Genomic DNA, 12,806 nt, shown 5'->3' on the forward strand with positions numbered 1-12,806 from the left:
ACTCGCCATCTTTTGTTTAAAATGGACTTAAACCAAACTGTCTTTTTCAATTTTTTTGTATTTTTTATATTCCTGCTGATACTGCTTGGCGAGCGCAGTCTTTTGAGCATCGAGTAAAATTTTTCCTGCTTGCTGAAAGAAACCATGCTCTTCTTCTTGTAAGTGATGATGTACGGTTTCCGATAATTTTTTTGCAATTGCCAACCAGCCCGGATTTGAGAATTCCGTCTCGGTCAATTGTTCCAATAACTCATCCATTTTATGGTGTTCTGCCAAAGCATGGCGGGTAATGTTGAGGCCCGAATCAGTCATCATTAACGGGATATAAAAATAACGGTCTTCTGCAACAGCATGAGCAAATAATTCATTTTTAAGCCGTTCAAATAGCTCACGGCGCTCAGGCGTATCCCCTGAAGTTTCGAGTAGTCGTTCAGCCAAATTACGTTGTATAACGTGACTTTCTCTTAAGGCTTCAAATATATTCATTCTATGCTCCAGTTCCGTTCAACTTAAAACATCATTTTTTATTGAAAAGCTTCTTGGCACAGCATTGAGTGCACTGTATTGATCATAAATGCAATAAACGAGAAATGAGGTCACAGACTGCGCGTTTTTTGTAATGAAGTTTTAAAGGTATCGCACCATTACATCAAAAACATTTGATAGCTCAATCTGAGAATTAAAATAGTTACCAAAATAAGAAATAAAATGCGGATAAAACCACTGCCGTATTTCAGCGCCATTTTTACCCCACAAATAGACCCGATCATATTTGCGACGGCCATCGTGCCTCCTACAGCGAAGAGCACATGCCCCGAGGGAATGAAAAAGCTTAGCGCCGCAAGATTGGTCATCACATTGCCAATTTTAGCCAATGCCGCCGCATGCAAAAAATCAACGCGTAAATAGCGAATAAAATAGAAAATAAAGAAACTGCCCGTGCCTGGGCCAAACAAACCATCATAAAAGCCAATGGCTAAACTCCCGATTCCCGCCAACAGTAAAATTTTAGGTGTCACACGCTGTGCCATATGCACTTGCCCAAATTGCTTCTTCATGAGGGTATAGACCGCCATCACAATCAACATGACCAAGACAAAGGGTTGGAGGACTTCTTTTGGAATCATGGCGACACTGGCCGCGCCCCCAAATGAACTGATGGTGGCACACACTGCGACCACAGCCAAAAGTTTCCATTCAAAGCGAACTTTGCGGGCAAAGGAAACGGCGGAAGTGGCTGTACCCACCACCGCCGCTAATTTGTTGGTGCCAAATAAAGTGGCAGGTGCCATCGACGGAAATGCATTCATCAAAGCGGGAATTTGGATCAGTCCACCACCGCCAACAGCAGCGTCAATTGCGCCTGCGCAAAAGGCAAAAAAGATCAGACTGATAATAATGTCGATGTCCACGCCTTATCCTTTTTTACCGAGTGATATATTTCGATTATAGATTTAAAACCCGCTTTGGAACCAATCTTTTCTTATCAGTAATTTCAGCCAAGCCTAAGCATTTTTCCCCATCGAAAACCAAGACCTGTGCTTCCGCTGTATGCTCAATATTACTTTCCATACCGCGACTAAAGTATTCACTGCGCCCTTCTGGAACTTGTACTTTAGGAAAATGATCTACAGGTGCATATACAGGTAACAACAGTGCTTCGCGCTCTTGTTCCGACAAACTTTCCAAATACTCAATGGTATAACTTGGAATCAGATCAAAATGACCCGTTTTAATACGGTGTAAATAAGTTAAATGACCATAAGTACCCAATGCCTTCGCAATATCTTCGCCTAAAACACGAATATATGTACCTTTCGAGCAAGTAATATCAAGGGTGACACTGTCTGCCGTGAATGAAAGCAGCTCAATTGCAGAGATGGTAATTGGGCGTGCTTCACGCTCAATTTCAATCCCTTTACGGGCCAACTCATATAAAGGACGACCATCTTTCTTCAAAGCGGAATACATTGGTGGCACTTGCTGAATATCACCCACAAACTGAGCCAAAACGACTTCAATCAACTCTTCGGTTAACTCAGGTACAGCCTGCTCTAACAACTGCTCGCCTTCTACATCACCTGTGGTGGTACTGTGCCCCAGCTGAATGGTGGTTTGATAGCGCTTCACCGAGTCCAACAAAAAGTGCGAAAACTTGGTCGCTTCGCCCAAACAAATCGGCAGCAGTCCCGATGCCAATGGATCAAGCGCTCCTGTATGCCCCGCCTTTTGCGCACGGTATAACCAGCGCACTTTTTGCAATGCCGCATTTGAACTGATTCCCAATGGCTTATTCAATAAAAATACACCATTCACGGCACGGCGCTGGATTTTTGAAGCAGATGATTTCATAACATAGACACGTCTTAAAGCTGCCGCAATACTATCAACCGCTTGTCTAGTTTTACAACTTTTCTGTTGTTTATTTACCCTTTTGTTTCAGAATAAATCGAGTTCAGTCATATGAATTAAATAAAAGATACAATAGGGATGTTAGGCATAGGATATGCAAAAAAAGAAATTATGGCTCATTTTCGCCGTGATCGTTGTTGTCATTCTTGGTTTTCTCATTTGGCTCGCACCCAATGCAACTGTCGGCTCAAACCAAGGGCCGATTAGCTCTAGTGCTCAAAATACGTCAGGCTTATTACCCGCAGCGTCAGACTTGCCACATGCATCAGGGTTGCCTTTTGTCAGCAACAGCCAACAGGACACCGAGATCAACTGCCAACTGGTGCTCGACCAAAGTAATCGCTTAGTTGTCAATGAACAGACTCGTAATTGTTTTGAATATTTTATTACCCAATATGGTGAAAAAAATATTGATCAGATCAAGCAAGATTTTAAAGCCTATATGCAGCAAGGTTATAAAGAACCTGCGCTTAAGCAGATTTTAGATCTTTGGACTCGTTATTTAGATTATCGTGTGCAATTGGGGAGCCTCAAGGAGCCAAGCCTAAATAAAGAAGACCCTGAGTACTATCGTAAAATTTTTGCTTCGATGAAAACCCTACGTAGCCAGTTCTTTTCCGACTATGAAATCGAAGGCCTCTTTGGCGCTGAAAATACCTACCATGAATATACCTTAGACCGTATGAGCATCATGGCAGATCAGTCCCTGACTGAAGTACAAAAAGCGCAGAAACTGAAAGAACTGTTTGCTCAACTGCCCGAAGATTGGAAAGAAAATCTAGAACAACTCTCCAAACTCGAAGATCTGCGTAAACTGACCTCAGATATTAAGGCGCGCGGCGGTTCTGCCGAAGAAATTCGCCAAATGCGCCAGAATCTTGTCGGTGCCGAAGCGACCATACGCCTAGAAAAACTCGACCAAGATCGAAACAATTGGAAATCTCGGGTCAATACTTACTTAGAACAACGCGACATCATTCTTAAAAGCAATATGAATCAAGACGCACAGCAGCAAGCCATTCAAAAACTACGTGATCAACAGTTTAATAATTCACAAGAACAACTTCGACTAGGAGCCTTTGAAACCACGCATGACGCGGGAGGAAAACTTCCGTTCGCAGATTAAAGCTATACCGTGTTTGACTTTTTCAGGATGAAAAAAATGTTTATAACGAAAAGAATGATACAAACAATGTCACTCGTAGGTCTGGTTACCAGCCTTGGACTCAGCGCAACCACAGCCACAGCTGGATTACAGACGGTGACTGCAAGCGTAAAAACTAATTATGCTCAAACTAAATATCCAATGCTATTTACCCATGGCATGTTTGGGTTTAGCCGAGTGGGCGTTGCCGAACTTGGACTGGATTACTGGTATCAAATTTTACCCGACTTGGCTCGAAATGGTGCAACCACCTTTGCAGCACAAATTTCCCCACTTGAATCAACTGAAGTACGTGGTGAACAGTTACTACAACAAGTTGAAGAAGTCATCGCCCTGACTGGCAAGCCCAAGGTTAATTTGATTGGACATAGCCATGGCGGACCAACCATTCGCTATGTAGAAGCAGTTAAACCGCAATATGTGGCCTCACTGACAGGTGTGGGAGCAACATTTAGAGGTTCAAAAGTGGCTGATCAGCTTCTTGCCAATCAAGGCGGAACACAACTGCTCAGCCTAGCGGCGGATTATATTATTGGCCCTATGCTTGCTTATGGACAAAGTAACCCTTCATTAAAAAGCAATTTAACAGCATCACTCACCTCGATTAGTGAGCAAGGTTCCAGTGTTTTTAATCAGAAATATCCAACAACAGCACTGGCTTCAGACTGTAACAAGAGCGGTGCAACATCCAGCAATGGCGTATATTACTATTCGTGGACTGGCACGTCTCAAGTCACGAACATTCTCGATGTTGCAGATAGTGCGATCTCACTGTTGGGGCCTTTGGCCTATGGCCATTTAGATAATGATGGTTTGGTGGCACGCTGTAGTACACACTTCGGTAAAGTCATCCGTGATAACTATGACTGGAACCATTTAGATGAGGTCAACCAAGTTATGGGGCTACGTGGACTATTTAGCGCAGACCCTGTTGATGTCTATCGCCAACATGCCAATCGCTTAAAACTTCAAGGACTCTAGTTCTATTTTTCCCTTCGAATCTTTACCGTTTCGGAGGGATGCCTCCTAGAATTATCCAGTTACAAACTGTATTTCATTTAATCGGATTTCTCCACGCTCCTCCTCTCTCACCTTTATACTCATTTTGACAACTTAAATTGTCGTCATAAAAAATAAAAAACGAGGATGATCAATGAAATATGGATTATTGATAGCTGGACTGCTGTCGACCTGCGCACTTGCTGCTACACAAACGCAAGCAGCCGCTTCACAAATTAAATCAAACTACGTTGCCTCTAATTATGCAAAGACCAAATACCCTTTGGTTTTTGCACATGGTATGGGTGGCTGGATTCGAGCAGGAACCGATGAACTCGGAGTGGATTATTGGTATCAAATCTTGCCAGATTTAGCCCGTAACGGTGCAAACGCATGGGCAACACGCGTTTCTCCATTCAACACATCTGAAGTTCGTGGTGAACAACTGCTGCAACAAGTTGATGAAATCTTAGCGATTACAGGAGCACCCAAAGTCAATTTGCTTGGTCATAGTCACGGCGGACATAGTATTGCCTATGTCTCAAATGTTATGCCCAATAAAATCGCGTCTGCAACAGCCATTTCTAGTCCTTTAAAAGGCTCTCCTGTGGCGGATTTGATTATTTCCGCGCAAGGTACGCTGCTAGAACAACCGCTGGTAGGCTTAATCAACTTTGGGTCCAAGGCTATTGTTTGGGCACAACAGCAAAATCCGAACTTATTTCCACATGATGCACTCGGTGCGGGTAAAAGCTTAAGTCAAGCTGGGTCTAAAGCTTTTGCACAGAAATATCCACTGGGTATGCCAAAAACAAGCTGTGGTGAAGGTTTAGCGAAAGAAAATGGAGTTTATTTTTACTCTTTCTCTGGCAACTCAACGTTGACGAACGTACTTGATCCAGACTCATTATTGGGTGCAACAGGCTTACTCATGCAAGCGCCAAATGATAATGATGGCTTAGTCTCACGTTGTAGTGCCAAGTATGGCAAGACCGTGCGCGATAACTATAATTGGAACCATTTAGATGTGATTAACCAGTTCTTTGGACTACGTTCTATTTTTGCTCCAGACCCTGTGGATGTTTATCGTCAACACGCTAACCGTTTGAAGCTACAAGGACTCTAAAATTTAGGCATAAAAAATGCGCCATTGGGCGCATTTTTTACTCGTGTAAAACTTAAAATTAAGCTTTAACTTTACGAGCTGGTAACTTTTCACGAATACGTGCAGCTTTACCAGACAATTCACGTAGGTAGTAAAGTTTAGCACGACGAACGTCACCACGACGTTTCACTTCGATTTTAGCAACGATTGGAGAGTGAGTTTGGAAAACACGCTCAACACCAACACCGCTAGAAATTTTACGTACTGTGAACGCAGAGTTCAAGCCACGGTTTTTCTTCGCGATTACAACACCTTCAAATGCCTGAAGACGCTCACGGTCACCCTCTTTTACTTTAACCTGAACGATAACTGTATCGCCTGGTGCAAAAGCTGGGATGTCTTGTTTAAGCTGTGCATTTTCAACAGCTTGTACTAAAGGATGCTTACCGCTCATGGGGTATCTCCAATATGTGCGGGTCAGAAGAGGTCTGATATCCGCTGGGTATAGAGGCTAAATCGCATAGACCCGATTATCTTTCTCTTTATGCTTGACCACTTCAATGCACAAAGAGCCTATTAAAAGAATACTCTGAATTAAGTATTCAAATCTGTTAGCCATTTCTTTTGCTGCTTCGTCAACTCCACATTGTCCACCAACTCAGGTCGGCGTTGTTGTGTTCGTTGATAACGCTGCAAAAACCGCCATTTCTCAATATTGGCATGATGTCCCGACTTTAAGACTTCAGGGACATCCAAACCTTCAAAATGGTCTGGCTTGGTATATTGTGGGCAGTCTAAAAGACCATCCACAAATGAGTCTTGCACATGAGACTGTTCATCAGACATTGCACCCGGAAGTCTCCGAATAATACTGTCTAATAAAACCATCGCAGGAAGCTCGCCACCCGATAATACGTAATCCCCTATGGACCATTCCTGATCAACATACTTTTGGATCAAACGTTCATCGACCCCTTCATAACGACCACACAATACAATCAATCCATCATAGTCGACAAACTGTTGTACTGCAGGCTCATTTAAGGTTTTTCCTTGCGGTGACATATACACCACAGGAACATGAACTGCACCTGTTTGCATGGCAAGCTCTTTGGCATGTTGAATTGCTTTTGCCAGAGGCTCAGCCATCATCACCATACCTGGACCACCACCAAATGGACGTTCATCCACTCGTTTGTAGTTGCCCTCAGCATAATCACGGGGATTAATACAAGTTACTTGTACTAAATCACTTTTTGCTGCACGCCCGCTAATACCGTAGGCTGTAATCGCTTCAAACATTTCAGGAAAAAGCGTAATGACTGCAAAAAACATCGCAGACCCCCGTATTTCCAAAAATAATTAGTAATCTACGCCCCAATTCACGTAAATACGACCAGCTTCGAGATCAACGCGTTGCACCACATCTTTATGCCATGGAATCATACGCTCTTCAGCATCAACGCTGTCTGGTGTTGCGTGAACCACCATCACATCATTGGCACCTGTCTCAAACATTTCATGGATTTTTCCGAGATTTACTTCTTGTTCTTCATCATCCAAACCTAACACTGTTAAGCCTTTCAAATCTGACCAGTAAAACTCATCCATTCCTGCCTTAGGGAGTTGCGCTTTTGAAATCCAGACATTTGCGCCAACTAAGTTATCTGCTGCAGTGCGATCAATGACGCCTTTTAGCGAAACAACTAAGCCTTTGCCATGCGGTTTCCAACGTTTTACATCTATTGTTTGCCAACCTGCTTTGGTTTCAATGTACCAAGGCAGATAGTCAAAGATGTTGCTCATCGGTTCTGTATTGGAATAGATCCAGAGCCACCCATTTAATCCATATGCTGAACGTAACTGTCCAATCTGAATACGATCTTCGGGAACATTCTGTGTTGGTGTCATGGGCTACCTACTACTTAATTAGCAAAAATTATGCAGTAGCTGCAGCTTTCTTAGCTTGAGCAGCTAAAGAAGCAACACGTTCAGATGGTTGAGCACCTTGAGCAACCCAGTGTGCAAAACGGTCAGCATCTAAACGAAGTTTTTCTGCTTTACCTTGAGCTGTTGGGTTGAAGAAACCGATACGTTCGATGAAACGACCGTCACGTGCATTACGGCTATCAGTTACAATAACTTGATAGAACGGACGTTTTTTAGCACCACCGCGTGCAAGACGAATAACTACCATGATACAACCTTATAGTTTTTACGGATTATCCCTGTACCGACCATCGATACACTTCAAACCCCTTTCATAGAGGGCGACATTTTACGTTAATTTTATGCTGAAAGAAAGAATAATTTAGATTTATCCACAGTTTTGAATTTGGATTTTTTACAAAAAAGAGCATCTAGGAATGCTCTTTTAAGAGACTTCATCAAACGAGAATTAACGACTTTCCCAATTTGAAGAAGTAGAAACACTGCATGTCGTTCCTTTCTCCCAACATTTTTGTCCTTGGCTATTTAGCACCACTGCTCCATTACCATCTTGAACTGTATTCGGGGTTGGGACTGCCGTAAGCGTCCAAGTTTGATCGAGTGGCGCAAGGGTGATGGTATATACACTTCCTGAAGCAGGATAGGCTTTACTCACTGTGCCATTGTCCAATGTTGCGTTGGTATAATTATGATTGATGACATAATAACTCTGTAACCGTTGGGCTATTTGCATCATTTCACTCTGCACATCTGCCCGATTGGTACGGATTTTGTACTGTGTGTAAGATGGATAAGCAATTACTGCCAAGATGCCAATAATTGCGACAACAATCATTAATTCAATTAAAGTAAATGCTAAAGAGTATTTTTTCATTACCATGACTCGCTATAACTGCCGCAATTTGCATAACCTGTCACTACATCTTTGACTTTTGTCATACAATGTATACCTGTATTGCTTAAAAGCAGATCGTAATTACGTGGCTGTTTTGGCTCACCATCACTATCCTTAGCACGCTCTAGCGACATTACCCAACTCAAACCGTTCACACTCGCCGAATCTGCTGTTTCTTGACCATCAGATCCTTTAACAATCGTTAAGGGCTTATGTCCTGTTCCTCCATTCGCCAATGTCAACGTATATTTCGCAGTGGAACTCGTTGAGCCTAGTGGCAACAACAATTGACCCGTCGTTTTATTATAATAACTGGCAGTTGTAGGATTTCCATCAGCATCCGTCTCTGTATATACATACAAATAACTAGCATCAAAACCTTTATAACCAAAATTCCTTGATTTAAACCGTTCAAGCTCTGCAGCAATACGCAAGGCTTCTTGTCTCGCGATTGCCAAATCTCGTCTTTCCATGTATTGCGTATAATTAGGATAAGCGATGGCAGTAAGAACTGCCATAACCACGATAACAATCATCAGTTCAATAAGTGTAAATCCAGCATTGCGGTTGAGGCGGGCGAATCCCTGCTTGCAAGTTTTTAACTCACAAGCAGAGTTCGCAACTATATTCGACCTCTGCAAAAAAACCACCCTAGCGAAGTATTTTTTCATGATTTACCCCTTAACGAGTTTCATACCAACGTAACTGTCTAAGTTTCGCTGTGGTGGTAAACTGTTGACATTCAGGCTTATTTTTATTTGCAGTTGTCGTACAGTCTAAAGAGGTCGGGTGTGGAACTACCAATTTACTATTACGTCCTCCTAAGTCTTGACCAATACCACTTCCTAAAATACCCGCTCCTATTTTTACTCGATTTGGAGTATTTGAAACTGTAGTGCTAAATGAACATTTTCCGGTAGGCAAACAGAACTGGTAGATATAAGAATCTCCTTTTACTCCAGCACCACATTTCCCCCCAATACCTGTACCATCACGATGAAACACATTGACATACAAAATGCCATCTAAGGCATACAGCTCATTCATTCCTTTATAAGCACCTGCAGTACTTGAATAAGTATATTTCCAACCGCTATTTCCATTAATTGCAACACCTGTACTCATGTTACTGTTTAAGGAAGACAGCGCTGTCGGGGTGGTTAATGTTGGCGTACCATAAAGATCCCTTTTTGCAACATCTTTATCATAAGCCACAAATACGCCATCTAATGCACTGGTTGCTGAACCCGCCTGATTCGTGCCAGCCGCCCCAACCAATGGTGAACTGCGATTACCTGAGCTAAACGCAACGGCAGCAACATAGCCATCATCGCTGTCATGTATAGACACACTTGGCATTTCATAGAAGCGAGGGCTTGCCCCACCTGTTGCATGTTCATCAAATAAGCGTACAACACGTTTAGCAAAATTCGCTTTTTTAGCACTTGCATCGGCACCCGTGGCAGCGTTATTTAAGTCGACACGGAAACCTTGTCCACCTAAGTCACCAAAGTATAAGTTGTCGACCAAACCGTCGCTATCACGATCAATCGCATTAATCTGACTGACAACACTGTATTTCATGTTAATATTATCTGCACTTGCATCGGTAAATGCTTCTGCACCACCTGCTGCTGTTGCATTGGCACTGGTCCACCAAAGCAAGTCGCCATTATTGGCATCAAACATATAGACACCCGCACCACCACCTGTGGTGGTACTTTGGTCATATGCTGCATTTTCATAATCAGGGTCATAACCCCCACCCACAAACATGACTAGTTTTTTCACTCCACCAAAATTCACATAAGCAATGGTCGGTTTAGACCAGCTTTGTCCCATATAGCTTAGAGCGGTTACACCTGTGGTTGTGGAACTTGATTTATAAATTTTTGAGTTGGCTGGGTCGATGTGAAATTTGAGCTCTGGATTATCTAAGTCAGATAAATTCAAGGCGTAATAACTTTTGCCTCCCATACGCAAACCACCATAGACCCACTGCAAACCTTTAATGGCAATATCATCACCACTGGCATTTTGTGCAACACGACCTGAGTCGTTAACGGTCAATGTTCCATCTGCTGTTGCAACATAATGGGTATAAGCCGTCCACGGTGCATCTATACCGTAGAACAGGTTATTTTTGCCCAAGGTACTACTGGTTTCAGATAGAAAAGCATTCTTTTGATTTTGCATCATTTCGTTTGGCGCAAAGGCAAAAACCTCTTTACCACGATTTGCATCAGTTGCATTTTTGCCTGCCCGTACGACATGCAATAATCCTTGTGTACTACCGAATAATAAGTAATCGTCACGATCAGTGGTGTCAATAGTGCCAGAAGTGTATGAAATTTTACCTGACTGGGTCAGCAAGATAGGGGTTGAGTGCATGACCGAACCGACCTGACGTAGTTCAGGTTTGGTTATAAGGTCGGCCAAAGTAACCGTTCCTGTTGCAGCAACATTGTAACCAAGCAAATTCAACCAGTAATTTTTATCTGGGTCATTGGCAAATAACGCTGTAGTGCCCGTACCAAATAAAGTTGTCACATTCACTTTTTTCAGTGAACCGATTTCACTTGCTGCATACGGAGCCGCAGTACCTGTAATTTCCCGATTGGTATAAAGAGTACGGTTGGCAATTTTTTCATTTGCGGCATTGGTGCTTAAACCCAAAGGCAATTGTCCTTTCATGCCCTCGTCGGTCCAAAGCCCTTTGGCGGCTGCGTCAAGCGAACCATCTGCCTTAATTAAGCGAATAGTTTTGCTTGCATTATATAGTTCACCGTTAAAAATATGATATTTATTCATATTTCCGACCCAAAGCTGAGTAGACTCCTGAGGTTTCGGTGTAAATGACCCATAATAACCATAAGGTTGAATGCGTAGTGGATTCAATGCGTCTTGTGGTAGGGTAGGCGAACCTGTGGCGATCGGCTCGAATTCAGGCTTAACATCATCAACAAAATATTTAATACTGTCTATAATATCTTGCGTGGATTGTGCCGAATAAAAACCTCCATTACCAAAACCGCCAACAGTACTTGGTAAATCAGGATGCGATTTAGCTCCCCAGTTACAGGCATTTTTAGGATCACCTGATAATTGATTACAGTCATAGTAAGGTCTTGTTTTTTCTGTTACAGGATCTACTAGCAATTTAACGGTATTAGCATTTACGGCAAACTCTTTACCAAACCCAACTACGGCTGTTTTTATATTGTAATCAGACCGTATTTTTTTAGCGAACGCTCCCACATAACTCATTTGATTATTATTTTCACTTCCATTAGGCAATCCACCTGAATCCGAAAAATCACTACTAAGACCTAATGCTCGCCTCATCAATTTAGATGAATTATTCGAACTGTTGGGTGCACCATCAGTTAAGAAATAAATACCTTGACCATTACATGTGTCTGTTGGGGAAGGTAGAGTTGTGCCAAACGGTGATTTATATTTATTGTCTTGCTTTATATCTGTAGTATTAGATTTATCAAAACCACTACCAGTATTCTGACTACTGCCTTTAGTTGTCCTACCTAACATATATGCACCAATCTCAGCATAAGCATGGGCTGTAGGTGTACCACCATATGGGGATAAATTGACAATAGCCTTGATTAAATTATCACTATGCGTATTATCCATCGGCTTTGCTGCAACTAGAATTCGTCCAGTACTTCCATCAGCATTACTTGAGGTTTCATTACTTGAAGTTGAACTAGAATACTGCCCTAATCCAATAAGAATATTATTATCTTTAATTTCAGCATCTTGAAATACGCTAATTAGAGCATCTTTTAATCGAGTTAACCGGTCGAAACATCGTAGTTCAGTGCCTGACTCGGTACAAACACCTTCATTTTTTAGTCTTGTATATTCCGATGATGAATTTCTTACCCTACAATAATATCTTGTGTAATTAACAGTCGTGTTATCCGATAATGTAACAGTTTTCACCTCTGTACGGATATCCGAATTACTTTCATATCTAGTGGAATTTGCATTCACACAAACTCCATAATCGTCCTGTAGACTATCTGTAATATGATCTCCATTAAAAAAACCAAAACGTGTACTATAATAAAGAAGACCATTGCCCATACTCCCTGAGGTATCCAGCATCATGGTAATGGTGGTTTTTCCACCAGTTGCATTGCTATAAATATCAATATCGCTGGCTTGTGACACACTGCTACATACGGTTAAAGTCATGAGCATCGACACCGTAGCAGAAAGCGCATTTTTTTGATTTAATTTTTTCATTTTTTCAATCC

The 12,806-nt window shown here is 42.1% G+C and carries 13 protein-coding genes; 3 read left to right on the forward strand and 10 right to left on the reverse strand.

The genetic code is table 11. The features are described from left to right. Positions 1 to 27: 27 nt before the first annotated feature. The 3 genes from AXW61_RS03230 to truB form a co-directional block, all read right to left on the reverse strand. Positions 28 to 486 (reverse strand): hemerythrin domain-containing protein, encoded by a 459-nt coding sequence (locus AXW61_RS03230; protein ID WP_058870389.1) that lies wholly within the window; start codon positions 484 to 486, stop codon positions 28 to 30. 158 nt (positions 487 to 644) lie between these two features. Then, positions 645 to 1,412: a TSUP family transporter gene (locus AXW61_RS03235; RefSeq protein WP_062032328.1), complete on the reverse strand. Its 768-nt coding sequence runs from the start codon at positions 1,410 to 1,412 to the stop codon at positions 645 to 647. Positions 1,413 to 1,446: 34 nt separating this feature from the next. Then, on the reverse strand, positions 1,447 to 2,352 hold the full coding sequence (truB, locus tag AXW61_RS03240) for a tRNA pseudouridine(55) synthase TruB (RefSeq protein WP_062032331.1): 906 nt from the start codon (positions 2,350 to 2,352) through the stop codon (positions 1,447 to 1,449). A gap of 154 nt (positions 2,353 to 2,506) precedes the next feature. On the opposite strand from truB, the gene AXW61_RS03245 reads away from it, so the two are divergent. The 3 genes from AXW61_RS03245 to AXW61_RS03255 all read left to right on the forward strand — a co-directional run bounded on the left by AXW61_RS03245 (position 2,507) and on the right by AXW61_RS03255 (position 5,702). Then, the gene (locus AXW61_RS03245) at positions 2,507 to 3,538 is read left to right on the forward strand and encodes a lipase secretion chaperone (RefSeq protein ID WP_062032334.1); all 1,032 of its coding nucleotides are present in this window, start codon (positions 2,507 to 2,509) and stop codon (positions 3,536 to 3,538) included. A gap of 54 nt (positions 3,539 to 3,592) precedes the next feature. Continuing rightward, positions 3,593 to 4,558 carry a triacylglycerol lipase gene (locus AXW61_RS03250; protein WP_155858660.1) on the forward strand — a complete coding sequence of 322 codons (966 nt, stop codon included), beginning with the start codon at positions 3,593 to 3,595 and terminating at the stop codon, positions 4,556 to 4,558. Between the two features lie 172 nt (positions 4,559 to 4,730). Then, complete coding sequence (locus AXW61_RS03255; RefSeq protein ID WP_062032338.1) at positions 4,731 to 5,702, forward strand: triacylglycerol lipase; 972 nt, start codon at positions 4,731 to 4,733, stop codon at positions 5,700 to 5,702. Positions 5,703 to 5,760: 58 nt separating this feature from the next. On the opposite strand, the gene rplS is transcribed toward AXW61_RS03255, so the two are convergent. The 7 genes from rplS to AXW61_RS03290 form a co-directional block, all read right to left on the reverse strand. Continuing rightward, positions 5,761 to 6,135, reverse strand: a complete 375-nt coding sequence (gene rplS, locus AXW61_RS03260; RefSeq protein WP_004691454.1) for a 50S ribosomal protein L19 — start codon at positions 6,133 to 6,135, stop codon at positions 5,761 to 5,763. A 140-nt stretch (positions 6,136 to 6,275) separates the two neighbouring features. Then, on the reverse strand, positions 6,276 to 7,016 hold the full coding sequence (gene trmD / locus AXW61_RS03265) for a tRNA (guanosine(37)-N1)-methyltransferase TrmD (RefSeq protein WP_062032340.1): 741 nt from the start codon (positions 7,014 to 7,016) through the stop codon (positions 6,276 to 6,278). A 27-nt stretch (positions 7,017 to 7,043) separates the two neighbouring features. After that, on the reverse strand, positions 7,044 to 7,592 hold the full coding sequence (rimM, locus tag AXW61_RS03270) for a ribosome maturation factor RimM (RefSeq protein ID WP_004978035.1): 549 nt from the start codon (positions 7,590 to 7,592) through the stop codon (positions 7,044 to 7,046). Between the two features lie 28 nt (positions 7,593 to 7,620). Continuing rightward, positions 7,621 to 7,878 (reverse strand): 30S ribosomal protein S16, encoded by a 258-nt coding sequence (gene rpsP / locus AXW61_RS03275; protein ID WP_004718284.1) that lies wholly within the window; start codon positions 7,876 to 7,878, stop codon positions 7,621 to 7,623. Between the two features lie 201 nt (positions 7,879 to 8,079). Further along, complete coding sequence (locus tag AXW61_RS03280) at positions 8,080 to 8,505, reverse strand: type IV pilin protein (RefSeq protein WP_062032343.1); 426 nt, start codon at positions 8,503 to 8,505, stop codon at positions 8,080 to 8,082. Then, complete coding sequence (locus AXW61_RS03285; RefSeq protein ID WP_081408255.1) at positions 8,505 to 9,197, reverse strand: prepilin-type N-terminal cleavage/methylation domain-containing protein; 693 nt, start codon at positions 9,195 to 9,197, stop codon at positions 8,505 to 8,507. Before AXW61_RS03285 ends, AXW61_RS03280 begins: the two co-directional genes overlap by 1 nt. Before the next feature lie 10 nt (positions 9,198 to 9,207). Next, on the reverse strand, positions 9,208 to 12,795 hold the full coding sequence (locus tag AXW61_RS03290) for a pilus assembly protein PilC (protein ID WP_062032345.1): 3,588 nt from the start codon (positions 12,793 to 12,795) through the stop codon (positions 9,208 to 9,210). Positions 12,796 to 12,806 lie beyond the last annotated feature (11 nt).

Source organism: Acinetobacter sp. BMW17 (genome assembly GCF_001592855.1).
Classification (GTDB): Bacteria; Pseudomonadota; Gammaproteobacteria; order Pseudomonadales; family Moraxellaceae; genus Acinetobacter; species Acinetobacter johnsonii.

Bases quoted from the DNA above. Each gene is read 5' to 3' on its own strand.
- AXW61_RS03230 (WP_058870389.1), bottom strand. From the start codon at position 486: ATGAATATATTTGAAGCCTTAAGAGAAAGTCACGTTATACAACGTAAT.
- truB (WP_062032331.1), bottom strand. From the start codon at position 2,352: ATGAAATCATCTGCTTCAAAAATCCAGCGCCGTGCCGTGAATGGTGTA.
- AXW61_RS03245 (WP_062032334.1), top strand. From the start codon at position 2,507: ATGCAAAAAAAGAAATTATGGCTCATTTTCGCCGTGATCGTTGTTGTC.
- AXW61_RS03250 (WP_155858660.1), top strand. From the start codon at position 3,593: ATGATACAAACAATGTCACTCGTAGGTCTGGTTACCAGCCTTGGACTC.
- AXW61_RS03255 (WP_062032338.1), top strand. From the start codon at position 4,731: ATGAAATATGGATTATTGATAGCTGGACTGCTGTCGACCTGCGCACTT.
- rplS (WP_004691454.1), bottom strand. From the start codon at position 6,135: ATGAGCGGTAAGCATCCTTTAGTACAAGCTGTTGAAAATGCACAGCTT.
- trmD (WP_062032340.1), bottom strand. From the start codon at position 7,016: ATGTTTTTTGCAGTCATTACGCTTTTTCCTGAAATGTTTGAAGCGATT.
- rimM (WP_004978035.1), bottom strand. From the start codon at position 7,592: ATGACACCAACACAGAATGTTCCCGAAGATCGTATTCAGATTGGACAG.
- rpsP (WP_004718284.1), bottom strand. From the start codon at position 7,878: ATGGTAGTTATTCGTCTTGCACGCGGTGGTGCTAAAAAACGTCCGTTC.
- AXW61_RS03280 (WP_062032343.1), bottom strand. From the start codon at position 8,505: ATGAAAAAATACTCTTTAGCATTTACTTTAATTGAATTAATGATTGTT.
- AXW61_RS03285 (WP_081408255.1), bottom strand. From the start codon at position 9,197: ATGAAAAAATACTTCGCTAGGGTGGTTTTTTTGCAGAGGTCGAATATA.
- AXW61_RS03290 (WP_062032345.1), bottom strand. From the start codon at position 12,795: ATGAAAAAATTAAATCAAAAAAATGCGCTTTCTGCTACGGTGTCGATG.